Source organism: Sutcliffiella horikoshii (assembly GCF_019931755.1).
Classification (GTDB): Bacteria; Bacillota; Bacilli; order Bacillales; family Bacillaceae_I; genus Sutcliffiella_A; species Sutcliffiella_A horikoshii_E.
This window is the reverse complement of the sequence record NZ_CP082918.1, coordinates 3,512,408-3,538,030: the sequence shown is the minus strand read 5'-3', so window position 1 is coordinate 3,538,030 and position 25,623 is coordinate 3,512,408. Positions and strand designations below refer to the sequence as shown.

The following is a 25,623-nucleotide window of genomic DNA, read 5'->3' as shown; positions in this document are numbered from 1 at the left end:
TTGCGGAAAGTAACAGCGGCGAATAACCAATAACTAGCTACTTACTTTCATTCTAGAGGAGGTCCGTATCTCATACCAACGGTCTCTTGCTTTTCCGACAAGGCGTTGTTCCTTATCCTTTTGCTTGTGGGCGATGACCATTTGGAAATATTGAATAGCCTGCCGTTCCAAGTTCAAACGGAAATTAAGGTCGCCTATCAAGTAAAGCAATTTTATTTCAGACATACCTTTCCCTTCATAATCTCCTAGTGTATAGGAAAGTTCAAACTGCTCGGCAGCAAGTTTTAAGAATCGCTGTTCTTGTGTTTTGCTTTGTTCAATAGTGCGGTATATCCAGGCGAGTCGAAGGTATAGACCTGCCATGACAATCGGGGTTTCTTTTTTGATAATACCGGAATAGATTCCTAGTTTATAAGCGTTTATGGCAGTGTCGACAGACCTTATCTGTCCGTAATCTTTATAGTTCCAATGCTTTTGTATTTTTGTTTGGATGGCTAGATGTGCTTCTTCATGAAGCTTCGCACTAAATTCCTCCGTCACAGCATATCCACAATGTGGACAAACTGAAACGTAATAAAGGAGAGGGTTCATTTCTATTGATTGGTAGGTAGTGCAAAAATCCGAATCATGTGTCAAAGGGCGAATAAAACGAGATTTAATTTTTAATGTGCTATATTCATGTTGGCAATTTTCGCATGAAATATTTTTGCTATAGTACGGATCCATCACTATCACCCTTTCTCAACGATGTAATACAAAAGTACCATAAGAGCAAAATTTGTACAACTTAATTGATGCTAAATGCCTAGAAAAAGTGGCTGTGTTTTTTTCCTTGTCTATACATTATTTTGTAATTGTTGGGTAATTTATTTAAGAACACTTAGTTATGAGAACGGTTTCTAATTGGATGTAACAAATTGACAAAAAAAAGTTCTTTCAAACGCTTTCATTTCGTAGTAAAGTGGTACTGTGATAGTTAGATGTCTGACGACAAACAACTTGCAGAAATTTTTAATAGAGGTGAATATTATGAATAATATCCTTTGGGGTTTAATGGGGATCGCAGTTATCTTTGCAATCGCATTCCTACTTTCGGAAAACAAACGAAAGATTAAGATTCGTACTATTTTAGGCGGATTGGCTATTCAATTGCTATTCGCATTTATCGTATTAAAATGGGAGTTAGGCCGACAAGCTTTTCTTGGGTTAACTGAACTAGTACAAAATATTATCAACTACGCCAATGAAGGAATCGGTTTCCTTTTCGGGCCGGTACTTGGTAACCCTGGGGCTGAAGCTACAGGATTTGTGTTCGCATTCCATGTATTAACGATTATCATTTTCTTCTCTGCATTAATATCCGTTCTTTATTATCTTGGTATTATGCAAATTGTCATTCGTTTCTTAGGTGGCGGTCTTGCGAAGCTTTTAGGGACAAGCAAGACAGAATCTTTATCCGCTTCCGCCAACATCTTTGTTGGACAAACAGAAGCACCTTTAGTCATTCGTCCTTATATCGCAGGAATGACCAAATCTGAGTTATTCGCGGTTATGACAGGTGGACTTGCATCTGTAGCAGGTTCTGTATTGTTCGGTTATGCTGCACTTGGAATTCCTCTAGAGTATCTATTGGCAGCAAGTTTCATGGCAGCGCCTGGTGGATTAATCATGGCCAAAATGCTTATTCCTGAGACGGAAGAGCCAAAAAACGAAACAAATGCTCAAATTGGTGAATCTGAAGAAGACAGAGCAACTAACGTAATCGATGCTGCTGCTCGCGGCGCATCTGACGGTTTAAAACTGGCACTTAACGTTGGTGCAATGCTACTAGCATTCATCGCATTGATTGCATTAATTAATGGAATCTTAGGTGGAATCGGTGGTTGGTTCGGCTCAGACAACTTCTCACTTGATTTCGTTCTTGGTTATCTATTTGCACCACTTGCGTTTGTAATCGGTATTCCTTGGAGTGAAGCAGTTGCTGCAGGTAACTTGATTGGTCAAAAACTTGTATTGAACGAGTTTGTTGCCTATTCCACTTTCTCTGCTCAACTTGATATGTTCAGCGACAAATCCATTGCGGTCATTTCTTTTGCACTTTGTGGATTTGCCAACCTTTCTTCCTTGGCAATCCTATTAGGTGGACTTGGAAACTTAGCTCCAAGCCGTCGTCCTGATATTGCACGTTTAGGATTCCGCGCAATCATTGCCGGTACCCTTTCAAACCTTTTAAGTGCTGCAATCGCAGGTATGTTCTTGTTCTAAAATTGAGTGATCCACTCGCTGGTGTACCTGGCGGGTGGATTTTTTTGTATGGAAGGTGGATGAAGACACTATTGAGAAGATTTCTGAATGAAAGGGTCTTCATGGGACGGATGAAGACCTTTGAGAGCAGATTTTCGAGCGGGAGAGGTCTTCATAAGCGGAATGAAGACCTGAGAGAGTTGATTTTCGAGTGAGCGAGGTCTTCATAAGCGGAATGAAGACCTTAGAGAGTTGATTTTCGAGTGAGCGAGGTCTTCATAAGCGGAATGAAGACCTTTAAGAGCAGATTTCCGAGCGAGAGAGGTCCTCATAATGCGAATGAAGCCCTGAGACCGCCCGAAACAGGTCCTCACCTTTACAATCCTTCAACCAAAACCAGAAAAACCCATGTTATCGGGCTTCCGCAGAAGCAAGCGATACATGGGTTTTTCATATAAAACGGGGGATATTTCTATTGTGTTCAGACTTTTATGTATTTATACTTGAAGAAATAATTATTTTTGGAGGAATAGTAAAAATGCGCTCCTTTCAATTCACCAAGATGCACGGACTCGGAAACAACTATATATATGTAAATATGTTTGAGGAAAAGTTAAAAGAAGATGAGCTATCAAATCTAGCCGTCAAGGTTGCAAACATCCATACAGGTATAGGTTCTGACGGGATGATCCTCATCTGCCCGTCGGAGAAAGCACCAGTAAAAATGCGAATCTTCAATAACGACGGATCCGAAGGGAAGAACTGCGGGAATGGGCTTCGCTGTGTGGCAAAATATGCTTACGAGCAGGGAATCGTTCAAACAGAAACTTTTAAAATTGAAACACTTTCCGGATTAGTAGAAGCCGAAATTGAACTAGAAGACGGCATGGTCACTTCTGTAACGGTCGATATGGGAGAACCAAGGCTCTCTTCAAAAGAAATCCCGATACTTGTGGAGGAAAAGGAAGCCCTAGTTGCGGAACCATTCACAGTCGACGGAGAAACTTACGAAATAACCACAGTATCCATGGGGAACCCACACGTTATTTTTTATCTGGATGACATTACAGATGCTCCTCTAACGACCTTTGGTCCTATAGTAGAAAAAGATCCTCGTTTTCCTGAGGGCGTAAATGTTGAATTTGTGGAGGTTGTCGCAGAAGATGAACTTCACTTCCGTGTTTGGGAGAGAGGCTCTGGCATTACGCAAGCATGCGGTACAGGTGCATGTGCGGCAGTAGTGGCGTCTGTTCTGAACAACAAAACGGCCCGTGACAAAGAAACGGTCGTTCACCTCGCAGGGGGAGATCTCTTTATCACATGGACAAAAGACGGTTCTGTAAAAATGCGTGGGCCAGCGGAAGTTATCTGTACAGGATCTTTCTATTATTAATCACAATGGCTTGTTCCTCTTGCATATACTATAAAAGCAGTAAGTTTGAGCAGACTTCCGTTTCACGATATAATAAAGGTAATGGAACTGGAAATACATTGGGAGGTGTAACATATGAGTGATGTAATCACAATTACAGAAGCAGCAGCTTTTCAAATAAAAGATATGATGAAAGAACACGGCGATGAATCCGTCTTTTTACGTGTAGGCGTGAAAGGTGGAGGGTGTAGCGGTCTTTCTTACGGTATGGGCTTTGAAGAAGAAAAAGGCGAAAAGGACATCGAATTGGAACAGCACGGAATCAAGATCTTAATCGATGCCGAAAGCAAGCCAATTCTTCAAGATGTAAAAATTGATTTTAAACAATCCATGATGGGCGGCGGATTCACCATCGACAATCCTAACGCGATAGCAAACTGTGGTTGTGGCTCTTCCTTCCGTACAGCAACGGAAGCAGGTAAGCCGGAAGAATGCTAAAAAACAGTCAAAAACTTGGGTAGCCTTTCAGGTTATCCAAGTTTTTTTATTTTATTTATTTTCCAAAATTATGAAACCAAATACCACTTCGAACCGTCTATATTGTTAGGTGAAAAAGAAGGAGTGGTCGCAGTGAAAGAGAAAAGGAGCATGGCAATTATTCTTTTGTCGGCACTAGGATTTGCAAGTATCGGAGCTTCCTGTCAGGGAGTTGACACACAGGCCAGTGAGTCATACCAATTTCATTCAAAAAAAACTTCCAATCAATATGTCCGCATGGCGATACCATCTAATACATTTTCCATAGATAACAATGAAGCAGATAGCAATGAAGCAGAAGAAGTTACAGAAGTCAGTACTCAGCCAGTAGAAAACCCAACTGAAGCTCCTCGTGAAGATCCCCCTGCCCCGGAAACAGTTGATCATAAGAAAGATAAGGTTGAAGAACAGCCTGAAACAGTCACTTTAGGAGACTATACCTATCACAAAATAAATGATGAAAAATTTAAAAATCATATAGCCATCGCAGAAAAACATGGTGCCAATCTGTATGGAATTCCAAATTCCGACGGATTCATGATCTACCATGAGACAGAAGGCGTATTACTTTCCATGAGCACAGGGGCAGCGGGGACAGACCCCACTCATGCAGAGGTGTTGATCGATTATTTTTCAACAGACGATTGGATGGAGTATACCGGGATAGTGGATGGCATTAAACACGTCCTGGAAACTGGGGAAGAGGTAAGTGTAGATCTTGGAAACTATGTTGGATATTTCATTAGCCTCGATAATGGCAGTATCATTGTCTTATATTAATCATATTAAACAAGTAAAGCACCTTTCCAAAAGAGAGGTGCTTTTTCCATACTTATTTATTTTGTGCTTTTCCAGCGATAGAAGAAGCATGCGCCTAGCACCAGTGCCACTCCCAAGGTTCCGATAACTGCATTTTGTGTGGAGAAGTTAGCAAATGGCTTTGTATCATCTGTGGGGACAGTACCTTCCCCAAGTTCCTTCAAGTCGGACTGTGCCTGCGCAAGCTCCGCTGTTCTTGAACAAAGATATGTCATGTATTCTCCATCCTCCAAATGAGCATAGACCAAGTAATCTTTGTCTTTTTCAAAATAAACCCCACATGCCGCGGAGTCCATAGCGGTGTAAATAACTACTTCCTTCGTGTTCACACCTTTCCATGTTTCTGACACGCTTAACTTAACTTTTGTTGTACTGTTGTATTTTTCGTCAACCTCTAATACTTTTCCAGTGAATACGGCATCCATTTTTGCCAGTTCCTCTTGCGGTGTACCCGGTGGCAAGCAGGAACATGCGTAGCCTGTTGATGAGAAGAACGGTAAGGATAGCATAGAGAGGAGAAAAGATAGGACCACAACTTTGAAGAGTTTCATTTGGCTGATCACCTCATTAGGTTTGTTAATAAGTTAGACGGTGAAAGGTGGAGGAAGGTTACAGAGGAAATGTCTCCCAAACACAAAAAAACCAACCCCTGTTTTCCACAAGGGTTGGCTGCACCTTCATAGTCGGCTTAGAATAAACTAGTACTATGAAGCGGTTGTACTTTTGCTTTTGGATCGATATAAGATTTGGCGTTATTTACAGCAGTAGGTGCCTCGCCAAAGCCGCAAGCGATTAGTTTCACTTTTCCTTCGTAGGTGCAAATATCTCCAGCAGCATAAATTCCGGAGATATTCGTTTCCATTTTGGAGTTGACCACGATGGAATTCTTTTCGATTTCAAGCCCCCAATCCTTGATAGGGCCAAGGGAGGAAACGAATCCATAGTTTACAATTACATCATCAACATCCAATACTTCACGGTCCTCGGATTTTACTTTTTCGAGGACAACCTGATTGATTGCGTTCTCGTCACCGATCAGTTCCGCCGGTACATATGGCGTTTTAATTTCAACTTTGGAATTCATTAATGTTTCGACACTGTGCTCATGTGCACGGAACTTGTCACGACGGTGAACCAGTGTTACTTTCTCAGCGATCGGCTCAAGCATTAACGCCCAGTCAACAGCGGAATCCCCGCCGCCGAATACAACGACTTTTTTGCCTGCAAATTTATTCATATCGTCAACAAAATAGTGGATGTTCTTGTTTTCATATTCCTTAGCGTTCTCAAGCTCAAGGCGGCGTGGTTGGAATGCTCCATTACCGGCAGTTATGATTACTGCTTTGGAATAGTGTGTTTCTTTATCTGTTACAATCTTGAACGTGCCGTCTCCCATTTTTTCAAGGGTTTGTACAGATTGCTCAAGTGCAACCGTTGGCTCAAACTTGGCCATCTGTTCTTTTAGGTTGTTGATCAATTCTTGTGCACGGATCTTTGGGAAGCCGGCAATATCATATATGTACTTTTCGGGGTATAATGCGGATAACTGTCCACCCAATTGTGGTAGACTTTCAATGATTTTGACGCTAGCCTGCCTCATACCTCCGTAGAAAGCAGTGAATAAGCCAGTAGGCCCTCCACCGATGATGGTGATGTCAAATACTTTTTGTTCTTCGCTCATCTTAATCTATCCCCCTAAACATTTGTTAACTTTCTTTCTTTATCATAGCATAATTTTCTCACAATTTCTGTTTTCAACCTTGGAAAAAGGGGAACATATACTGAAAATAGATAGAAGTTTAGGAATTTTTGTTCTAAATTACTTGTTTTTTCCGAATATTTTAAAGCTTTTTAAACTATGATTTTGTCTTGAAAAAAAGACGGAAAAAGAATATGATGTTAGGTAGGTTAAGTTTCTTTGTGACAAATTTCGCACTTTTTTGCCGTCCATATTCGTGAAGTATTTCACAATCATTTATTTCTAATAAATTTTATCTTAATAGTGGATAGTAAGAGTAGGTAAAGTGGGATTTGTTCCATGTCTTCATATTTATTTTATAAAAAATTTCAATATAAAAGGTGTGATTCATTTGAAAAAGCCAAGTATAGTTATTCTAGGTGCAGGTTACGGTGGACTAGTAACGGCTGTTCGTCTTCAAAAAATGATCGGTGTCAATGAAGCCGATATTACGTTGGTAAACAAAAACGATTACCATTACGAGTCTACATGGTTACACGAAGCATCAGCAGGAACATTGCCAGCTGATCGTACGCGTTACAAAATCTCTGATGTTATTGATCGCAGCAAGATTCATTTCTTACACGATACAGTTACTGGCATCAACCGTGAAGCCAAAACTGTTGCATTGACTAAAGGCGGAGAAATCTCTTACGACTACCTAGTGGTTGGTCTTGGTTATGAAGCAGAGACTTTTGGCATCAAAGGCTTAAAAGAGCATGCGTTCACAATCGCAAACCTAAATGTTGCTCGTAAGATCCGTGAACACATCGAATATCAATTTGCTACTTACAACACAGAAGCACACCGCCGCGACGATCGTTTAACTATCGTAGTTGGTGGAGCTGGATTTACTGGTATCGAGTTCCTTGGAGAATTAGTTAACCGTGTTCCTGAACTTTGCCAAGAGTTTGATATTCCTAAAGAAAAAGTACGCATCGTGTGTGTAGAAGCAGCACCGACTGTACTTCCTGGGTTTGATCCAGAACTAGTGGAATACGCTGTAAACACGCTTGAGCGTAAAGGCGTAGAGTTCAAAATTGGCACAGCGATCAAAGAAGCGACGGAAGAAGGAATCATCGTTGCAAAAGACGAAGAAGTGGAAGAAATCAAAGCTGGTACAGTTGTTTGGGCTGCTGGTGTACGTGGAAACCACTTGGTGGAAGATTCCGGATTCGAAAACATGCGTGGCCGTGTGAAAGTAGATCCATACTTGCGCGCTCCTGGACATGAGGATGTATTCATCGTTGGAGACTGTTCTCTAATCATCAACGAAGAAATCAACCGTCCATACCCTCCAACTGCACAAATCGCGATGCAGCAAGGGGAAGTATGTGCGAAAAACTTGGCAGTATTGGTTCGTGGCCAAGGTGAATTACAAACGTTCACTCCAGACCTAAAAGGAACAGTTTGTTCTCTAGGTGAAGATGATGCAATCGGGGTAGTATTCGGTCGCAAAATCTGGGGTTCCAAAGCATCTTTCATGAAGAAAATGGTCGACAACCGTGCTCTATATATGATCGGTGGAGCTGGACTAGTAATGAAAAAAGGTAAATTTAACGTATTATAAAATATATCTTAAAGAAGCTGCACCTTTTATAACGTGCAGCTTTTCTTTTTGCCTTTTTTCCTGATACCATTACTTTATCAGCTAGAAACAGGGGGACGATAACATGGGAAAAAGAGAAAATGTCTGGCTCGCGGTTGCAGGTATTGTGGTAGCGGAGGACGGCAAATGGCTTGTCGTGAAAAAAAGTTACGGAGGACTAAAGGGGAAATGGTCCTTTCCTGCAGGATTTGTGGAAGCAAATGAAACCGTAGATGAGGCTGTTGCTCGTGAAATATTAGAGGAAACAGGCATTAGAGTAAAAGTTGACGGTTTGGTTGGAGTCAGATCTGGCGTGATTAAGGAAAGGATTAGCGATAATATGCTCCTGTTTTTATGTACTCCCTTAAACAAAGACGTTGTCTATCAGGAAAGCGAACTATCTGACGCGGCATTTAAATCGCTTGAGGAATTGGAGAGTGATCCGGATTCTTCTTTACTCATCCACTATTGCTCCAAGCTTACAAACCTTTCTATATTAAAAGAAACGAATGCCATGAATCCCGGACAGGTTTTTAACTATAGTTCGTACAAGTTATTTTTCTAATAATTCTGTAAATTTAAGAAAAAGTAAGAAACAGAAAGATTGGATAAGATGTATTCGCTTACATCGTATTTTTCAGCCGTTTTTGTCCCTTTCCTTTTCCCTAAAAAGGATGATATATTATCAGAAAATTAAATTAAATTTCTGTTTTGAGAAAAATCATCTGGAGGGATAGGGAATGAAAAATCAACTGCAAACAGAGAAGAAGGATTGCCCGTATTGTTCGGGTAAGGGGTATTTTCAACTTTTGCTAGGCGGATCAGAAACTTGTTCCTGCTGTGGAGGAAGCGGAAGGAAATAAATTTATGAGTTTTCCACACAATCGCGCTAGTTCTATGATAGGTCATTTATGACGTATTTAGGACAATTGCGATTGTGTTTTTGTTTGATTGCCAAAATTAATTGACTCGTATCAACGCTTTCAGTACACTAAGGAAAGATGTGTAATGGAGGTGCTTGGTATTGAATATACCAATTTTACTTATATCTGTTGTCTTATTTTTTGTACTTTTCTTTGGAATCGGATTCCTTTTAAATATGTTATTGCGCATGTCTTGGATAATGGCAATTATTTATCCAATAGTATGTGTGTGGATCATCGCTCAGGATGATGTGAGATTGATCGATTATTTCAGGGAGCCAGCTAGTGCTTTTTCAAAACTCGGCTCAGAGGTTGCTTCCTTGCAGGTTGCGGATATCACTATTTTGTTGAGTGGCTTAGCTGGGGCGATCACTTCTGGTATCGTGATTAAAATGCTTCGCAAAAATGGATATCAAATGTTTTAAAGTCAAGTTAAGAATCGGTACTGTGCCGGTTCTTATTTTTTATGAATAAGAAAGTATATAATCCGGTTGATTTCCGTTCCATGCGCTTCGCTTGCCTGCGGGCGGTCCGTGAGCCTCCTCAGGCTTCGCCTTCCGGGGTCTCACCTGTCCCTTCCTCCCGCGGGCGTCTACGCGCCTTCCACTTCAATCAACAAGATGGCTTCATTCATTTAAGGTGTATGAAAAGGTATCTAACCGAGGTAGCTGAACAAGCATTAACGTAACATTTACACAAATTTTAGCTGTGGATTGGAGCAAATGGCGTAGACTCCAGCGGGGGAGTAACGGTAGATTGAGACCCCTGAAGCGTTGTGAGGAGGCTCAAGCACCGTCCCGCGGAAAGCGAAGCCATTTGCGGAAAGGAACAGCGGCTGTAAACCACAAACTAATGTTTTATTTTTAAGAAGGACCGAGCGTTTTTTGGCCGGTTTTTTTTAATTGCCTAATGCATCGAAATACTCCACTAATCTAGTATTTATTATTGGAAAAAATAGGTGATTACTAGCTTTTCTCACAAAAAAGGAATACTTTTCTTCAAAACAGGGAAGGAATATCTTGTGAGAGGAGTGTGAGTGAATCACATGAAATTAGCGAAAACAATTTGTCGGAGGACGGTTATCGGGTTATTATTTGTACTTGCTCTGTCTGTAACCTTCCAATCCATATCAGGTGTTGAGGCATCCACCATTCACAACTGGCTAAAAGAAAATAACATATATGCCACTAATGGACAAGGTGATCAAGAAGAAGAACAAGAAGGCTTCTTTAAGAAAATCGGACTAGACTTAAAACAATTGAATTTCCTTTCTGCAACACCTACCATGGTTTCAGCGGAAGAGGCGATAGATAAGCCAAAGAAACTGGAAGATCTAGAGTGGGATCAATACGAGACACATACGGTCCACGCCACTGGATATACAGCAGGCTATGAATCAACAGGCAAGAATCCAGGTGATCCAAGCTATGGGATTACATACTCAGGTCTTAAAGTGAAAAGGGATCTATACTCGACGATTGCAGCAGATATCAATGTCTTTCCCATAGGTACAATACTATTTATACCCGGTTATGGCTATGGAGTAGTGGCTGATATCGGCGGTGCGATTAAAGGGAATAAAATCGATCTCTACTACGATACAGTGGATGAAGTGTTCAATGATTGGGGCAAGCAGACCATAGATGTTTATATTATTAAAAAAGGCGATGGCACATTGACCGAGGAAGAATTAAATAGGTTAAACGAAGAAGAAAGCATGCAGGTGTTCCGTCAGCAATATAGAGGGACCGGAGAATAGCATGACAAAAGCCGTACCTTTTCAGAATGTTTTCTGAGGGTACGGCTTTTTGTTATTTCAATAAAGGGTCGTTTCCCGTGTACGCGGGGTAGCTTGTAGGGTGAAGAAGGGCTGCAAGTTTTTGTAATCCTAAGATAAGCCTTGGAGAAGGTCTGCAATAGAGGCTCTCCTCTAGTACATGTATGTGGGAGTTTCGAACGGCGTGGATGGTCTCGGCATTTTCCCGTTTCATCACATGCTTAGGATTCATTTTTGATTCCTTTACCCCAACCCAAATCATACAAATTGCATCAGGATTCTTCTTCACCACTTCTGCCCACTCTGTCTGGTAACTTGCCACTTCTTTATCGGAAAAGATATTGACTGCCCCTGCCAAATCACTTATTTCCGTCAGCCAATTGATCTTGCCGGGAGTAAAAATGGGTTTTGGCCACCATTCCCAATACAAAGAGGGTTTATTTTCACATGCTGTTGCGCACTGTCTGTATGTCTGGATTATTTCCCTCATAGAGGAAGCAATCTCGTGTGCCTTGGAGGAGGAATTTGTTTGTTCTCCTACCGTCATCAAGTCACGCGCGATATCTTCGAGTGATTGTGGATTTAATATAATATGTGGAATGGAACGCTTTTCCAACTCTTCAATGTTCCGCTCCATTCCAGGGACACTTAAGCTGGCTAGTACTAAGTCAGGTTTTAAGGCTTCCAGCTTTTCCATATTGATATTCAAATCTGGTCCAAGCTTTGGAAGGTCTAAAACTTCTTTTGGCCAATCGGAGAAATCGTCCACTCCCACTAGTCTGCTTGTCAATCCAAGATAGTGTAGCAACTCCGTGTTGCTCGGACAAATGGATATAAGTCTCATCCACTCCTACCTCCTTTACATAACATGAACCAAATAATGCAAAATGATGGTCAGCAAAATCCCTGTAATCGCTCCGAAAAATACTTCAATCGGTTTATGGCCAAGTAGTTCCTTCAAATCTTTCACTTTTTCTTGTTCATTCATTTTCGGCCATTTCTTGGTCTCTTCCACAAATCGGTTAAAATCACCAACAAGTTTGTTTAACACAATTGCTTGCTCGCCCGCGTGTCTCCTAACCCCGGTTGCATCAAACATCACGATGATAGCAAAGACGGTCGCAACGGCAAAAACCGGAGAATCCAAGCCAGTTTCAAATGCAACGCCTGTAGCTAATGCCGTAACCGCAGCAGAGTGGGAGCTTGGCATGCCACCTGTACTTGTGATCAGGGACCAATCAATCCTTCTTGAAGCAATATATTGAATAGGAACCTTTACAAATTGTGCAAATCCGATTGCTGCAAGTGCAGCCCACAGAGGAAAATTAGAAAATAACTCCATTTGATAGTATCGCCCTTTCTCAGCAGTTGTTACTATTACTATACCCTTATTTCCTTAAGTTCGATATAATAAACTTACAATAAAATGGAGGTGTTCAAATATGTTTGTCGTACATAATGAAGTGGACTTTTCAAGTCAACAGGAGGCGTTGGTAGTAGGCCTTTCTGAGAAACATAGCAAATTGGATGGATTGTTGGGAGAACTAGATTCTCAGTTGGAAGGACATCTGACGCAATTATTAAAAGACGGAGACATATCTGCAAAAAAAGGAAAGCTAGCAAGAATACATACATTTGGCAAAACTTCCTACAAAAGAATCTTTGTAGTGGGGACAGGTCGTGAAGAGAAACTGACTTTCGTTGAATTGCGTAAGGTTTTTGGTAAAGTGGGTAAAACTCTTCAAGAATCAAAACTTAACAGTGTTGTAGTGGCGCTGGATCCTTTCGTAACAGAAGATTTGGATGTGTTAGACGTTGCACATGCTTTGGGTGAATCGATTCCGTTAGCAACTTATAAGTACGAAGGATATAAGCAAAAATCCAATGAACCGGAAGTGAACCTGGAGCAGGTTGTTCTACTGACAGAACATGATAAAGAAGAAGTTGGAGCAAGTGCACAGGTAGGATATGTCTTTGCTAAAGGAACAAATAGCGCTCGAACGCTTGTAAACCTTCCAGGTAATATGTTAACTGCAACAGATCTTGCAAACTATGCTGCTGGACTAGCAGAGAAGTATGGCTTTGAACTTGAAATTCTTGAAAAAGAAGAGATGGAGAAGCTTGGGATGGGTGCTTTGTTAGCTGTTAACAAAGGCTCTGTGGAACCTCCTAAGATGATCGTGCTGAAATATCAAGGAAAAGAAGACTGGACAGATGTGATCGGTTTAGTTGGAAAAGGAATCACATTTGATACTGGAGGATATTCCATCAAACCAAAAGACGGCATTGTCGGAATGAAAACAGATATGGGTGGAGCGGCAACGGTGCTTGGAGCAATGGAAGCGATTGGTGAGTTGAAGCCGGAGCAAAATGTGCTTGCAGTTATTGCTTCTACAGACAATATGATTAGCGGAGAAGCCTTTAAACCGGATGATGTAATCACCTCCATGAGCGGAAAAACGATCGAGATCTTAAATACGGATGCGGAAGGGCGTCTTGTATTAGCTGATGCGGTAACCTATGCAAAACAACATGGAGCTAACTACCTTGTTGACGTGGCAACCCTTACTGGCGGAGTCATCATCGCGTTAGGTCATCACACCACAGGCGCGATGACAAATGACGAGGCATGGTTTGAACAAGTACTTGAAGCATCCCATGAAGCAGGAGAAGAAATGTGGAGACTTCCGATTTTTGATCATGCAAAAGAAAGAGTTCGCAGCAGCAAAGTAGCCGACCTGAACAACTCGCCGGGTCGTGACGGGCATGCCATTTTTGCAGGAGCGTTCATCGGAGAATTTGCAGAAGGTACTCCATGGGTACACTTGGACATCGCAGGTACTGCTACTGCCAAGTCTGCCTATGACCTTGGTCCAAGTGGTGGAACAGGAGCTATGGTTAGAACGCTTGTTACACTAGTAGAGCGTTTTGGACAGACAGAAGAAAATTAATCATTCATACAGAGTATATTTAATGCGCATCCTACTTTAGGATGCGTATTTTTTATGGACTAAGAGTATAAGATTCTGTTGATTTCTGTTCCAGGCGCTTCGCTTGCCTGCGGGCGGTCCGGAAGCCTCCTCGGCTTCGCCTGTGGGGTCTCCCCTGTCCCTTCCTCCCGCGGACGTCTGCGCGCCTTCCACTCCAATCAACAAGGTTGCTTCATTTAACTAAGTGTAAATAAAAGGACATCTAACCGAGTTAACTGAATAAGAATTGATGATTTGTTCACGTAACTTCTAGCTGTGGATTGGAGCTAATGGCGGAGACTCCATCGGGGAAGTAGCGGCAATGTTGAGACCCCGCAGGCTTGCCGAGGAGGCTCAAGGTCGCCCCGAGGAAAGCGAAGCCATTAGCGGAAAGGAACAGCGTCGATTAACCGCCAACTCCCGTTTAACGCTTTGCCAATCCAAATTTTTTCCTTACTTTTCCGTTGACAGTCTCTCTAAATCTATGTTAATTTATCTTTATGCTTTTTTGCTCTAATTCTCTAATGATTTAATTGACTAAAGTAAAAAACAACATGATATACAGATAGAAAGGAAGTCTTTATTATGAATGCAGTTATCATAGCCGTATTGGTTATGCTTACATTAAGTTTACTTAGAATAAATGTTGTACTTGCGCTGGTTTCAGGTGCTTTTATCGGTGGAATGGTTGGAGGTTTAGGCGTTGAAACCACAATCAATACTTTTACAGAAGGTCTGGGAGGAAATGCAGCGGTCGCCCTAAGTTATGCCCTCTTGGGTGCTTTTGCAGTGGCACTTTCCAAAACAGGACTTCCGGATGCACTTGTTGAAGGTGCTATTAAGCTAGTTGGAACAAAGGAAGATACACGCAAAAAAGCGTTATCCAAGGTACTTATTTTACTTATCCTATTAGCAGTTTCAATTATGTCACAAAACGTTGTTCCTGTTCACATTGCGTTCATTCCGATCTTAATTCCGCCATTACTTAAGATCCTTAATGAACTGAATATTGACAGAAGGCTGACAGCGACGATCATCACTTTCGGTCTAACGGCACCATACATCCTGTTGCCTGTCGGGTTTGGCGGAATTTTCCATGATATTTTAAGAACGAATATGAAAGAAAGCGGTTTGGATATCAGCTTATCCTCCATCCCAACTGCAATGGTAATACCGGTTTCAGGAATGATAGTAGGACTTCTAATTGCGGTTTTCTTCAGCTATAGAAAGCCGAGAACGTACGAACAAAAAACTATAGGAGACCAAGAAACAGAGACATATACTAAGAAATCTATCATCATTGCTTTAGTGGCTGTGGTTATCTCGCTTGCCACGCAAGTCTACCTAAGCGAGGTGTTGAATGTACAAGGAATGATTTATGGTTCACTTGTAGGGATCATCATCTTGTATGCGGGCGGAGTAATGAAATTCAATGAGACCGATGTTATCCTTACATCAGGTATGCGAATGATGGCGTTCATCGGATTTGTTATGATTGCGGCATCAGGATTTGCAAGTGTTTTAAGAGAGACTGGTGATATTGAAACATTGGTTGCTTCTTCTGCAGAATGGATTGGATCTAATCAGTTGCTTGCAGCATTAGCCATGTTGACAGTCGGACTACTCATAACCATGGGAATCGGATCTTCTTTTTCCACCATCCCTATCATTGCAGCGATATTTGTGCCGTTGTGTGCGGAGCTAGGATTCAGTGCAATGGCAACAATCGCTATTGTTGGTACAGCGGCTGCTCTAGGTGATGCTGGGTCTCCTGCTTCTGATAGTACGCTTGGACCGACTTCAGGTTTGAATGCGGATGGTCAGCATAACCACATTTGGGATACATGTGTACCTACTTTCCTACACTACAATATCCCGCTGATTATTTTCGGCTGTATTGCTGCGGTAATCTTATAAAATACACAAAAAAGCCAGGCTGCGCGTTTTGCAGCCTGGCTTTTTGTTAAAGAATAAGAAGGTATATTGTACCGTTGATTTCCGTTCCAGGCGCTTCGCTTGCCTGCGGACGGTCCGTGAGCCTCCTCGGCTTGCGCCTCCGGGGTCTCACCTGTCCCTTCCGCCCGCGGGCGTCTGCGCGCCTTCCACTCCAATCAACAAGGTTATTGCATTCACAGAAGTGTAAAAAGCTATCTAACCGACATACTGAAAAAAGCAGTAGCCTAATGCTCTTGTGATTCCTAGCTGTGGATTGGAGCAAATGGCGAAGACTCCTACGGGGGAGTAGCGGCAATGTTGAGACCCCCAAGCGTTGCGAGGAGGCTCAAGGTCGCCCCGTGGAAAGCGCAGCTATTTGCGGAAAGGAACAGCGGAGATTAACAGATTACTAAAATTACTATAAAAAAACCGGGCGGCTTTGCCCGGTTTGTCTTATTAAGCGACCTTACGTGTGTAAGGTGCTTTGGTTGTTTTATTTACGACATAGAACAATCTAGCAGCAAGCAATGCACAAAGGATCGTAAACACAACATCTTTTAAAGCGAAAAGAGCCATTGTTGACCATGCCGCAATATATGGTGTGCTTATTTCTAATACATAGTTAAGAATCACAAACATGTAGTTTGTTCCGATAAAATAAATAAGAAAAATGCCAATGAAAGAGGCAAACATAAATGTGCCTAGTTTCGGTTGAGCTTTCTTTTCTACAATCAGTCCAGCTGCAAAAGCGGTGACCACATAGGATAATAGGAATCCTCCAGTCGGGCCGATGATTGTTGCAAACCCCGAACTAAACTGAGCAAAAACCGGTGCGCCTGCAATACCTACTAGCAGATACACAATCATGGAAAGAGCTCCAAGTCTTGAGCCTAATAATATTCCAGCTAAAACGCAGAAAAATGGCTGCATAGATAGTGGAACACCACCAACTTGAAGAAATGGCATCCATGATACGATATTGGCGCCAATTGCCATTAAGGCAACAAACATAGCTGCATAGGTAATATCCAATGTTGACAGTGAACGTTTCATAATGTAAACCCCTTTGTTGTATGTAGTTGACAATAAAATAATAATCTAAAAGATTGATAGTTGTCAACATCATTCTTTTTCAGGTTGACAAATGAAACGGTTAATTGATTATTTATGTAAGTCTCGTTAAAATATGAACTATAAAGATTAGGAGGAGGTTTACCTATGAAGATAAGAAAAGCAAATTTAGAAATGGATACTGTTAGTGTGTATATACATGAGAATAAAAAAGAGGAGCAGACATTGATTGCTATTCCCTCTATTAAATGGTCTACTATTATTCCGTATGAGGAAAGTAATACGAGTTTGACGCGGAGGCTGGAAGAAGAGTTTCGGTCTGTATTCAGTAGTTCAGAGGATGCTACACATTTATCCTTAAAGCTTGTACAATGGGTCCGTGAAATGTAATAAGCATCTCATCTAATGAAAGATGAGATGCTTTATATTAGTTAAACATAAACCTTTTTGTTCTGTATTTGACACTCATGACTATTCCCATGGCTATCATGTTTGTCAACAAGGCACTTCCGCCGTAACTCATAAATGGAAGGGCGAGGCCGGTGATTGGCATTAAGCCGATGGTCATGGCAATGTTTTGGAATATCTGAAATGCCAACAGGCCAATGACCCCTGTCACCAAGTAGGTGCCATAAGGATTATCACAGCTTATGGCAATGATAATTAAGCGATAGATCATGATGAAGTAAATAGAGATTACAAGAGTTGCTCCAATGAATCCGAATTCCTCTCCAATAAGGGCGAATATGAAGTCTGTCTGAACCTCAGGTATCCGGCCGCTCTGTGACTGAACGCCCTCTAATAAGCCTCGCCCGGACACTTGGCCGGAACCAATTCCTTTCAAAGCTTCCGTTAGCTGAAAACCATAGGAGGAGGCATATTCCTCCCGACTCAACCAACCGTAAATCCGTTCAAGCTGGTGAGGCTTAATAAACTTTGAGAATAATTCAATATGATTGTTATGCAAATAAACAAGTGTCGTCAATCCAGCGATGATGGTTCCTGCAAGTAAGGTAAGTATCCTCCAAGAAGTCCCGCTTATAAATATCATAGTCACCATGATGGCCCCAACAACAAGTGCCGTTCCTAAATCAGGCTGTAAAAGGATCAAGCCAAAAGGAGGCAGGGAATAGACCATAATTTTCACTACGACACTGATAGGAGTCTTAGTATCTAATTCATGTTTTTCTTTCGCCCATTTGTAAATGACTCCTGCAAGCAAAATTAGCAGGAATATCTTCATAAACTCGGAAGGTTGTAACATAAACCCGCCAAGGTTGATCCAACGCTGTGATCCATTTCTTACCGTCCCGAATAAATGAACGGCAACTAAAAGACTAATTCCTAAAAAATAAAAGGGTAAGGCTAGGTTTTCCAATAGTTCGTAGTCAAAGAACATGATGGAAAACATAATTCCTACCCCGATTATGTACCAAATAATCTGCCGTTTCACAAAATAATACGGGTCATTGACGAAGTACTGACCCGATGCACTATAAACAGCTACTAAACTGATAATAAATAGCAAAAACAGCAGAAATAACAAAGTATAATCTATTCGACTATACTCTAGCTTGTTATTTTCTGTCCCCATGTTGATTCTGTCTCCTCTCTAGCTTCTCTCGCGATGGTTGCATGTTTAGATAGGTGAACTAGAATGCCTGCTGCAAAAATAGTGATGAGCAGGGAAGACCCTCCATAACTGATGAAAGGAAGTGTGATGCCGGTAATTGGAACTAAACCACTTACTGCACCAGCATTAATGAACACCTGACTGCTGATCTGGAAAGTGATTCCGAATGCAAGTAATTTGCCAAAAGGATCTTTTAGGGAAACCCCAACCCGAACTCCCCGTACCAGTACGATTCCATACAGCAAAAACAATGTCAGAATTCCAAAGATACCAAGTTCCTCGGATATTACTGCTAAAATAAAATCTGTGTGAGCTTCTGGAAGATAGCCCAGTTTATGTACGCCTTGCGCCAAGCCTCTCCCTAATAAGCCGCCGTTGCCAATGGCGATAAACGATTCCACCAGTTGGAAACCTGTGTCTGAAGCATCACCGAAAGGATCGATGAAAGAAGTAATCCTTGCCCAACGGTAACTCGCGGTTTTTGCTAGAATGAAAATCGCAAAGGCTGCAACAGAGCCAAGTAATAGAATATGCTTCCATCTAGCTCCAGAACAGATGAGGATAGCTCCGCAGGCAATGGTAATCATAGAGCCGGTCCCAACATCGGGCTGAAGTATTATTAAAAATAATACTAAAAAAAGAACAGCCAGAGGAGGGGCAACGCCTTTACCAAACTGATGGATATAAGGCTGTTTTCTTGCATAAACCCTAGCAAAATAGATGATCATGACCAATTTTGCTATTTCAGCGGGTTGCACACTGATACTCCCTAATTGAAACCAACTTCTTGCCCCATTCACTTCATTTCCGATAAACGGTACCAATACAAGTAATAAAGAGAAAAGTGTTAATCCTACTAATAAAGGAGTCAATCTGTCATATAGTTTGTAAGGAGTGATGATAGCAGCTATGAAAACGGGTATTCCTAAATAAAGCCAAGTTTTCTGGCGGTCAAAGAAATAAGCGTAGTCTTCATGAAGTTCATAACCTAGCAACATCCCGGCACTGTAAATCATAATTAAACCGTATATACATAACAACACGATAGCTGTTAACAGTAACCAATCAAGTTTTTTGAAAAAATTTATCATTCTCTAATACTCCTTTAAAAAGGCTGGTTTCACAAAGAAAATATTCCCCCGATATTATTATACAATACCACACTGTTACAAAGATATTGGGAATATGTGAAACTTGTGTAACAGCGGGGTTTAACAGAGCTTAAAGAAAAAAAGAAGCTATCAATTTTTAGCTTCTTTTTGATATTTTCTAATAAAGAAAGCATCTTCCATGGTTGGTTGTGCTTCTACAAAACCTAATACAGGTTTTACGTTGCTTGCACAACGGACAGTCAGTTTATCTTTAACTCTTCCTGCATAAACGATAAGGTGTTGGGATGAGAAGTTCTCGTATAAGCTATCCTGTAGTTCACCGGTCCAAACTTTTAAGGGGAGTTGTTGTTTCCACATTAGTTTGCTCCCGGAATAGATAACTCTTCCTTGATACATCCATAAAACTCTATTGCAGACTGGACCCCATTCATTCAATTCATGGGTAGCTACAAGTATGACACAATGTGGGGCGAGTTTTGCTACATAGTTTAATAGACTTTTTCTTTCATGAATATCGAGAAAGTTAAGAGGTTCATCCAAAAAAATGTAGCTGGGTTTTCCGAGAAAAGCTTGTGCCAGCGCCAATCGTTGTTGCATACCTTGGGATAGTTTTTTGATTTTCTTCTTTTTAACATCTTCAAGATGAAAAACACTCAACAGTTCCTCAATTTGGCGCATGGAAAATTCTTTTCCCAGACCTTTAAGCTGTGCCATATACATCAATAATTTTACAGGAGTGAAATCAGGATATAGTTCCACTCCTGTCGGTACAAAACCAATTTTACTTCTAACTAAAGGAAGGTCTGTATCCATCGTATCATCATGATAATAAATTGTCCCCCGCGGCGCCCGTGTTGCGGTTGCAAGGAGATGCAGAAGTGTAGACTTTCCAGACCCGTTGTTTCCTACTAGAATCGTTATCCCAGGTTGAAGGGTTAATTCATCGATTTCTAAGGAAAAGTGTTTGTATTTCCAGTAAATGTTATTTAGTCTTATCATTTATCATCGCCTCAATTAACGAAACATAGTTTGGAGTTTCAGGCTTTTTTTGTAAGCTAAAAATAGAAGGAATAGGCCAAGAGTGACCAAAAAGGTTTGTATACCTGCTACTTGGCTGTGTGAAAACTGGACTATTGCATATCCATGTGTCTGATAAATGGCGCCAATAACCATAAGAACGATCCATGCTGCTATACCGAACGCAAGACCGAACTTTACTCCTTTTCGCATCATGACATATGCGATCATTCCATAAATCAACATTGCGGGCGCGATCCAATCTAACAAAAAGGGAAGCAGCTCAAAGTGTTGAACCTTGAAGCTAAGGTAAAAGGAGCCTATAATTCCCATAATAATATTCATGGCTAATATGATTACCATCCGACTTAACAATAGCAATGCAGGTGGAAAAGGTGTAATGCTCTCAATTATGCGCATTTGTTTATTCCATGTTTGGTACGTATAGAACACACCAACCAGCATCGATAAAGGAATGGCAAACTGGTAAAATTGTGTTGCTTCAGTGACATATGCATTAGATGAAAATAATGTCAGCATGACAAAAATGAGCGTACTGGTTACCCAAAAGTGCCATTGATAAAAAGAGATTTGTGCTTTTAGCTGCGAAAGGAAGCTTGGTGGTTGAATAGTTTCTTGTATAAATTCTTCTTCAGGCGAACTGCCGATTTCATTGAATGTAGGCTGCAAGGCTGCCAGTAGTGCTTTAGTATCCTGACTGGATGGCGATTTAACGACATATGAAGAAAACACTTCTTTCATTTCATCTTCTAGTTGATACAGCTCTTGGTCTTGATTGTGTTGTTCCTTCATTTTTCTCCGCCTCCTTTTCCGCTTCTTTTGATAATACCCCTTTAAGTTTCTTTAAAGCATGAAACAAATTGGATTTAACAGTCCCTAAAGGTATATCCAGAATATCTGCAATTTCCTTCAATTTCATATCCTCATAAAATCTCAATGTAACGATTTGTTGTTGTGACTCTGACAAACTTTTTAAGGAAGCTAACATTTCTTTTCTGGTTTCCTGTCGCTCGTATATTTCAACAACAGATGCCTGCTGATCCACCGTGATCGGCATTTCTTCTTTTGCCGTATCTTCAGAACGGTACTGAGCACTTCGCCAGTAGTCCTTGCAAATGTTAGAAGCCACGCGGTAGAGCCAGGCCTTCGGATATGTTGGTATTTGTTTTGACTTTAGCTGTTTCAGCAAGCGGATGAATGTTTCTTGGACGACATCCTCCGCTTTTTTTGAATCCTTTAATAGTCTTTCTGTATATTGATGTATCGGTACATGATACCTGTGAACAAATGCTTCGAATGCCGCTTGGTCACCCTCAGCCATTTGTTCAAGGAGCCTTTCATCGCTTATCACCGCATTCCCCCGCTTTCAAACGTACGATTCCAATAGGTCATCCATTCTTCATAAGTGAAAGAATCCTTATTATTGGTCTTTATATCTTTATATATTTCTTTAAGTAATTTTTTTATTTCTTCTTTATTCCCCTTCTCCCATTCCTTTGCCACCATCAATACAACCTGATTATTATATTGAAGCTTGTATGATTTCATTAGCTCATCAAACTTTTCAAGGGTGGTCATATCATCGGATGAACTCATCCAGTTAATATGAGAGACAGTAGAGAGGTAATAGAAATCTGTGCCATTGAATTGCTCGAAATCATTCCATTTGAAGTTATAATAATCTTTATATAAAACAAACAGGTATGTTTCCAAAAGCCCCCTTAACACGGAGTCTTCTGAACCCTCGTAATAGTGGTTTAGAGATTCATGTCTGAACAGCCAAAACGACATTAATCTGGATTTTAAATCTATCATCGTATTATTAATGACTTTACCATCATCAACCTGTACGTATGTTTGAACACTATCATCAAAGAAGAGTGCTTCGTCAAAATGGTTGCTATTATATGTTTCTGTCCCGACATAGTCAAGAGATGGGATATAGACGAGCTTCAAGTCTTTTTGAAATTCTTCATCTAGCCAGCTTTGAAAATAATCTTCTATTGCAGCCATATCGCCAAGCTTCTGTTGTATGATCTGATAGTTTTCCTTATGCGCAATAACAGAAAAAGGGAGATTCCCCCTATTTTCAACAAGTCCTTTATTTGAAAAAAGTGTTAGGCCTTTAGCATTCTCGCTGGTGAATATTTGCACCCCGTCAGCAGTTTTTTTACTAGAATGGGCAGTACTGAAAACGTGATGATCAAAGTTAATCAATTCCACTTGAAAATCGGAAGTGGGAAGTGCCTGGTTCAATTCTATGTGGCGATTAAATCCAATCGTATGAATGTAATCCTCCGTATTTGCATCAAAAAGAGTATAAATAGGATAATCTCCCGGTAAAGGGTACCAACCTATATAGGATGGAATGTACATATCTTCCTTTTTAAAGAAAGTAAAATTCCTTTCCCTTCCGTAAACTTGTCCCCATTCGTTTAGGCTTCCAGTATATTCTACTTCTAACCGGTTTGATTCTTGTTGATCTATGTCTGAGACTGTGATGAGATGATGTTCCTTTTTAAAGTCAGTTTTCACACCGTTCCAAGATACCGATTCCACTTCAAAAGAGGGATACAGACTAAAGTTTAAAGGGGTGTTATCCTTCAAATTAGGGATAACCAACTCTGCCTTTACGTGAAATGAATTCTTTGCGGTCCGTTCCATCTTAATGGAATAGCTATCCACGTAATAAAATTCCCCTACTGTGTCCAGGAGAGTTCCATCCTCAGAATCAATCTGCTCCACAGCACCTGCTTTCAAAAAATTATAATGCCCTAAACGGTCTGCCCATAAAGAGCCGTAAGGAAGAAAGGAAGCAATGGTGAGGGCAGTTACAAGTCCAAAGAAAGTCCACTTTCTCTTTTCAAAAGATGAGATTCGATTGGTGGATGACTTCATGATCGTAATTGCCAATAGAAAAAGACTGAAGAACATCACAAAAAGCTGTGAGTACAAGGTTTCTTTTCTAGAAATACGGTACCCCCAATCTTCAGAATGAGAGACATCCATGAAAAACTGATTTAGATGAAACGTCTTTAAAAAATGCAATTGATAGCGTTGAATAATATATCCTTCCATAAAGAAAGTGCCAAACATCCATGCGCAAAATACGATAATATAAACAATTCGGTTGGAGATTAGAACCGCTAATACCATCCCTAAAGAAATAGTGACAGCATAAGATAACTGGCTTTGAATCGAGAATGTCAAGCCGTGCTCTAGTAAATAGTACATATCTTTGCCATAGGATGAACCTTGCCACAAGAAGACCAAGAAATAAAATAAAGTAAACAGACCGCTATAAATAACAAGGGATAAAAATTTTGCTAGAATAATGGATAAAAAGGAGTTGGGCAAGGAATTCGTCCAATCCAATAAGACTGTCTGTTTCTCTCTGCGAATCGAAAGGACACTTGCTAAAAATAATACTCCAAGGGAAAGGGTATGCCCTATTGCAAGGAATTCATTATTCGTTTTAAAGAAACCGGATGTATATTGTCCCAGAATGTTTGTAGCTGCTTGATTTTGATTGGACATCCATAAAGCCATACTAATCCCATATATCAGTGGGGCTAAAAGGAAGAACCAATTTTTTAGAAGGAAACGGTTCTCTAGTTGCAATTGTTTTAAAAATCTCATGAGGAAGTCCCTCCTAATAAGGCGAGATAACCATCCTCTAAGCTTGGCTCTAGCATCTTTGCTCCGTAAAATGGCTTTTCATCTGCCAAGACCCGTGCATGAACAGTGCTGCCGCGGTGTTCTGAACATAGAATTGTATCTTCTGCCATATCTTCTAAATAACCTGATGGAACAGTTCCTTCCCACACTTTGCCGCAAGCCAACTCTTTCAACTCTTCAACCGTAGCATCTAATAGAAGTTCGCCTTTCTTCAATACCGCTATTTCATAGCAACTGCTTTCAATATCTGTTACAACATGTGTAGAGAGAAGGATACTTTTGTTTAGACCTTCTTTGGATAAGAGATTTCTAAATCGAAGCTTCTCTTCTGGATCTAATCCTACAGTAGGCTCATCTAAAATAACTAATTTCGGATTTCCCATAAACGCTTGGGCGATGCCGACACGTTGCTTCATTCCATGGGAAAAAGTTTTAATCTTTTCATTGGCTTTGGAAGTGAGGTTCACCTCGTGTAGCCAGTGTTCTATCTGTTCTCTGCGTTCTTTCTTGTTAGTAATGCCTTTCATCACTCCAACAAAATCTAATATCTCCATCGGGGACATTTGTGGATAGACATGAAAGTGCTGTGGCAGGTATCCAATCAATCTCCGAACTTTTTCGGGATGTGAAAGGATGGAAATCGAGTCGATGTGAATGTCTCCGGCAGATGGTTTCATTAAGGTGGCCATGATTCGCATCAGTGTGGATTTTCCTGCGCCGTTAGGACCTAAGAGACCGAATATTCCTGTGGAAATTCGCAGGTTAATGGAAGAGAGCACTTTTTGTTGTTTATATGTTTTTGATAGATTGCGAATTTCGATCATGGTGAATCCTTCTTTCTGTTTGACTGCATGAAAAATTTGTTTAACTTCTTGAGATTTCCGTTCCAGGTGTTCGCTTATCCAGAGGACGGTGCTTGAGCCTCCTCGGCTTCGCCTGTGGGGTCTCAAGCTACCGTTACTCCCCCGCTGGAGTCTCACACCTTGCACTCCAATCTCAAGTAGAACAACATTCATTATTAAATCCTTCACTAATTATAACGAAATGGAGGGGAAAAGGTTTAAGGTTTAGCGGGCAAATTTTGAGAAGGGGAGATTTACCAGTAATATTCTGCAATATTTCTGAAATTTCTTTGTAAAAAGTCATTGACGGCGTTTACATTCTATTTTATAATTACTTTCGAAAGCGC

25 protein-coding genes are annotated in these 25,623 nt (G+C 40.8%); 12 read left to right on the top strand and 13 right to left on the bottom strand.

Features of this window, described 5'->3' with window-relative positions; all coding sequences use genetic code 11:
• Positions 1-33: 33 nt before the first annotated feature.
• The gene (locus K7887_RS18180) at positions 34-726 is read right to left on the bottom strand and encodes a DUF2225 domain-containing protein (protein WP_223491038.1); all 693 of its coding nucleotides are present in this window, start codon (positions 724-726) and stop codon (positions 34-36) included.
• A gap of 303 nt (positions 727-1,029) precedes the next feature.
• On the opposite strand from K7887_RS18180, the gene K7887_RS18175 reads away from it, so the two are divergent.
• The 4 genes from K7887_RS18175 to K7887_RS18160 all read left to right on the top strand — a co-directional run bounded on the left by K7887_RS18175 (position 1,030) and on the right by K7887_RS18160 (position 4,933).
• Positions 1,030-2,265 carry a NupC/NupG family nucleoside CNT transporter gene (locus K7887_RS18175; RefSeq protein ID WP_223491036.1) on the top strand — a complete coding sequence of 412 codons (1,236 nt, stop codon included), beginning with the start codon at positions 1,030-1,032 and terminating at the stop codon, positions 2,263-2,265.
• Positions 2,266-2,782: 517 nt separating this feature from the next.
• Positions 2,783-3,637: a diaminopimelate epimerase gene (dapF, locus tag K7887_RS18170; protein WP_223491033.1), complete on the top strand. Its 855-nt coding sequence runs from the start codon at positions 2,783-2,785 to the stop codon at positions 3,635-3,637.
• A gap of 114 nt (positions 3,638-3,751) precedes the next feature.
• Complete coding sequence (locus K7887_RS18165) at positions 3,752-4,114, top strand: HesB/IscA family protein (protein ID WP_010196553.1); 363 nt, start codon at positions 3,752-3,754, stop codon at positions 4,112-4,114.
• Positions 4,115-4,246: 132 nt separating this feature from the next.
• Positions 4,247-4,933, top strand: a complete 687-nt coding sequence (locus tag K7887_RS18160; protein ID WP_223491032.1) for a hypothetical protein — start codon at positions 4,247-4,249, stop codon at positions 4,931-4,933.
• Between the two features lie 56 nt (positions 4,934-4,989).
• On the opposite strand, the gene K7887_RS18155 is transcribed toward K7887_RS18160, so the two are convergent.
• Entirely contained in the window at positions 4,990-5,523 is a 534-nt protein-coding gene (locus K7887_RS18155; RefSeq protein ID WP_223491030.1) for a hypothetical protein, read from the bottom strand.
• A 137-nt stretch (positions 5,524-5,660) separates the two neighbouring features.
• The gene (locus K7887_RS18150) at positions 5,661-6,653 is read right to left on the bottom strand and encodes an NAD(P)/FAD-dependent oxidoreductase (protein WP_148965616.1); all 993 of its coding nucleotides are present in this window, start codon (positions 6,651-6,653) and stop codon (positions 5,661-5,663) included.
• A 400-nt stretch (positions 6,654-7,053) separates the two neighbouring features.
• Between K7887_RS18150 and K7887_RS18145 the strand changes: the two genes are divergently transcribed.
• From K7887_RS18145 to K7887_RS18125, 5 genes are all read left to right on the top strand, one after another.
• Positions 7,054-8,280 carry an NAD(P)/FAD-dependent oxidoreductase gene (locus K7887_RS18145; RefSeq protein WP_060665617.1) on the top strand — a complete coding sequence of 409 codons (1,227 nt, stop codon included), beginning with the start codon at positions 7,054-7,056 and terminating at the stop codon, positions 8,278-8,280.
• Positions 8,281-8,383: 103 nt separating this feature from the next.
• Entirely contained in the window at positions 8,384-8,863 is a 480-nt protein-coding gene (locus tag K7887_RS18140; protein ID WP_223491028.1) for an NUDIX domain-containing protein, read from the top strand.
• A gap of 175 nt (positions 8,864-9,038) precedes the next feature.
• Entirely contained in the window at positions 9,039-9,161 is a 123-nt protein-coding gene (locus tag K7887_RS18135; protein WP_157860702.1) for a YuiA family protein, read from the top strand.
• A gap of 155 nt (positions 9,162-9,316) precedes the next feature.
• On the top strand, positions 9,317-9,646 hold the full coding sequence (locus K7887_RS18130) for a YuiB family protein (protein WP_223491026.1): 330 nt from the start codon (positions 9,317-9,319) through the stop codon (positions 9,644-9,646).
• Between the two features lie 620 nt (positions 9,647-10,266).
• Positions 10,267-10,980: a 3D domain-containing protein gene (locus K7887_RS18125; RefSeq protein ID WP_223491025.1), complete on the top strand. Its 714-nt coding sequence runs from the start codon at positions 10,267-10,269 to the stop codon at positions 10,978-10,980.
• A 52-nt stretch (positions 10,981-11,032) separates the two neighbouring features.
• On the opposite strand, the gene K7887_RS18120 is transcribed toward K7887_RS18125, so the two are convergent.
• Complete coding sequence (locus K7887_RS18120) at positions 11,033-11,842, bottom strand: cobalamin-binding protein (RefSeq protein WP_223491023.1); 810 nt, start codon at positions 11,840-11,842, stop codon at positions 11,033-11,035.
• A 15-nt stretch (positions 11,843-11,857) separates the two neighbouring features.
• Positions 11,858-12,340, bottom strand: coding sequence for a divergent PAP2 family protein (locus tag K7887_RS18115; protein WP_223491021.1), 483 nt, complete (start codon positions 12,338-12,340; stop codon positions 11,858-11,860).
• Positions 12,341-12,440: 100 nt separating this feature from the next.
• On the opposite strand from K7887_RS18115, the gene K7887_RS18110 reads away from it, so the two are divergent.
• Positions 12,441-13,949 carry a leucyl aminopeptidase gene (locus K7887_RS18110; RefSeq protein WP_223491019.1) on the top strand — a complete coding sequence of 503 codons (1,509 nt, stop codon included), beginning with the start codon at positions 12,441-12,443 and terminating at the stop codon, positions 13,947-13,949.
• A 603-nt stretch (positions 13,950-14,552) separates the two neighbouring features.
• Positions 14,553-15,884: a Na+/H+ antiporter family protein gene (locus K7887_RS18105; RefSeq protein WP_223491018.1), complete on the top strand. Its 1,332-nt coding sequence runs from the start codon at positions 14,553-14,555 to the stop codon at positions 15,882-15,884.
• A gap of 474 nt (positions 15,885-16,358) precedes the next feature.
• On the opposite strand, the gene K7887_RS18100 is transcribed toward K7887_RS18105, so the two are convergent.
• Complete coding sequence (locus K7887_RS18100; protein ID WP_223491016.1) at positions 16,359-16,955, bottom strand: biotin transporter BioY; 597 nt, start codon at positions 16,953-16,955, stop codon at positions 16,359-16,361.
• A 165-nt stretch (positions 16,956-17,120) separates the two neighbouring features.
• Here K7887_RS18100 and K7887_RS18095 point away from each other — a divergent pair, with 165 nt between their 5' ends.
• Positions 17,121-17,363: a YueH family protein gene (locus K7887_RS18095; protein ID WP_223491014.1), complete on the top strand. Its 243-nt coding sequence runs from the start codon at positions 17,121-17,123 to the stop codon at positions 17,361-17,363.
• Between the two features lie 37 nt (positions 17,364-17,400).
• Here the strand turns inward: K7887_RS18095 and rodA are convergent, their stop codons facing one another.
• The 7 genes from rodA to K7887_RS18060 form a co-directional block, all read right to left on the bottom strand.
• Entirely contained in the window at positions 17,401-18,567 is a 1,167-nt protein-coding gene (gene rodA, locus K7887_RS18090) for a rod shape-determining protein RodA (protein ID WP_223491012.1), read from the bottom strand.
• A complete protein-coding gene (gene ftsW / locus K7887_RS18085; RefSeq protein ID WP_223491010.1) occupies positions 18,543-19,697 on the bottom strand; it encodes a putative lipid II flippase FtsW in 1,155 nt (384 codons plus the stop codon). Before ftsW ends, rodA begins: the two co-directional genes overlap by 25 nt.
• 150 nt (positions 19,698-19,847) lie before the next feature.
• Entirely contained in the window at positions 19,848-20,717 is an 870-nt protein-coding gene (locus tag K7887_RS18080; protein ID WP_223491008.1) for an ATP-binding cassette domain-containing protein, read from the bottom strand.
• Positions 20,718-20,732: 15 nt separating this feature from the next.
• A complete protein-coding gene (locus tag K7887_RS18075) occupies positions 20,733-21,548 on the bottom strand; it encodes a hypothetical protein (RefSeq protein ID WP_223491006.1) in 816 nt (271 codons plus the stop codon).
• Positions 21,499-22,107, bottom strand: coding sequence for an RNA polymerase sigma factor (locus K7887_RS18070; RefSeq protein WP_223491004.1), 609 nt, complete (start codon positions 22,105-22,107; stop codon positions 21,499-21,501). The genes K7887_RS18075 and K7887_RS18070 overlap by 50 nt, the downstream gene beginning before the upstream one ends.
• On the bottom strand, positions 22,104-24,395 hold the full coding sequence (locus K7887_RS18065) for an ABC transporter permease (protein WP_223491002.1): 2,292 nt from the start codon (positions 24,393-24,395) through the stop codon (positions 22,104-22,106). The genes K7887_RS18070 and K7887_RS18065 overlap by 4 nt, the downstream gene beginning before the upstream one ends.
• Positions 24,392-25,258 (bottom strand): ABC transporter ATP-binding protein, encoded by an 867-nt coding sequence (locus tag K7887_RS18060; protein ID WP_223491000.1) that lies wholly within the window; start codon positions 25,256-25,258, stop codon positions 24,392-24,394. Before K7887_RS18060 ends, K7887_RS18065 begins: the two co-directional genes overlap by 4 nt.
• Between the last annotated feature and the right edge of the window lie 365 nt (positions 25,259-25,623).

Bases quoted from the DNA above. Each gene is read 5' to 3' on its own strand.
- K7887_RS18180 (WP_223491038.1), bottom strand. From the start codon at position 726: ATGGATCCGTACTATAGCAAAAATATTTCATGCGAAAATTGCCAACAT.
- K7887_RS18175 (WP_223491036.1), top strand. From the start codon at position 1,030: ATGAATAATATCCTTTGGGGTTTAATGGGGATCGCAGTTATCTTTGCA.
- dapF (WP_223491033.1), top strand. From the start codon at position 2,783: ATGCGCTCCTTTCAATTCACCAAGATGCACGGACTCGGAAACAACTAT.
- K7887_RS18165 (WP_010196553.1), top strand. From the start codon at position 3,752: ATGAGTGATGTAATCACAATTACAGAAGCAGCAGCTTTTCAAATAAAA.
- K7887_RS18155 (WP_223491030.1), bottom strand. From the start codon at position 5,523: ATGAAACTCTTCAAAGTTGTGGTCCTATCTTTTCTCCTCTCTATGCTA.
- K7887_RS18150 (WP_148965616.1), bottom strand. From the start codon at position 6,653: ATGAGCGAAGAACAAAAAGTATTTGACATCACCATCATCGGTGGAGGG.
- K7887_RS18140 (WP_223491028.1), top strand. From the start codon at position 8,384: ATGGGAAAAAGAGAAAATGTCTGGCTCGCGGTTGCAGGTATTGTGGTA.
- K7887_RS18135 (WP_157860702.1), top strand. From the start codon at position 9,039: ATGAAAAATCAACTGCAAACAGAGAAGAAGGATTGCCCGTATTGTTCG.
- K7887_RS18125 (WP_223491025.1), top strand. From the start codon at position 10,267: ATGAAATTAGCGAAAACAATTTGTCGGAGGACGGTTATCGGGTTATTA.
- K7887_RS18120 (WP_223491023.1), bottom strand. From the start codon at position 11,842: ATGAGACTTATATCCATTTGTCCGAGCAACACGGAGTTGCTACACTAT.
- K7887_RS18115 (WP_223491021.1), bottom strand. From the start codon at position 12,340: ATGGAGTTATTTTCTAATTTTCCTCTGTGGGCTGCACTTGCAGCAATC.
- K7887_RS18110 (WP_223491019.1), top strand. From the start codon at position 12,441: ATGTTTGTCGTACATAATGAAGTGGACTTTTCAAGTCAACAGGAGGCG.
- K7887_RS18105 (WP_223491018.1), top strand. From the start codon at position 14,553: ATGAATGCAGTTATCATAGCCGTATTGGTTATGCTTACATTAAGTTTA.
- K7887_RS18100 (WP_223491016.1), bottom strand. From the start codon at position 16,955: ATGAAACGTTCACTGTCAACATTGGATATTACCTATGCAGCTATGTTT.
- K7887_RS18095 (WP_223491014.1), top strand. From the start codon at position 17,121: ATGAAGATAAGAAAAGCAAATTTAGAAATGGATACTGTTAGTGTGTAT.
- rodA (WP_223491012.1), bottom strand. From the start codon at position 18,567: ATGGGGACAGAAAATAACAAGCTAGAGTATAGTCGAATAGATTATACT.
- ftsW (WP_223491010.1), bottom strand. From the start codon at position 19,697: ATGATAAATTTTTTCAAAAAACTTGATTGGTTACTGTTAACAGCTATC.
- K7887_RS18080 (WP_223491008.1), bottom strand. From the start codon at position 20,717: ATGATAAGACTAAATAACATTTACTGGAAATACAAACACTTTTCCTTA.
- K7887_RS18075 (WP_223491006.1), bottom strand. From the start codon at position 21,548: ATGAAGGAACAACACAATCAAGACCAAGAGCTGTATCAACTAGAAGAT.
- K7887_RS18065 (WP_223491002.1), bottom strand. From the start codon at position 24,395: ATGAGATTTTTAAAACAATTGCAACTAGAGAACCGTTTCCTTCTAAAA.
- K7887_RS18060 (WP_223491000.1), bottom strand. From the start codon at position 25,258: ATGATCGAAATTCGCAATCTATCAAAAACATATAAACAACAAAAAGTG.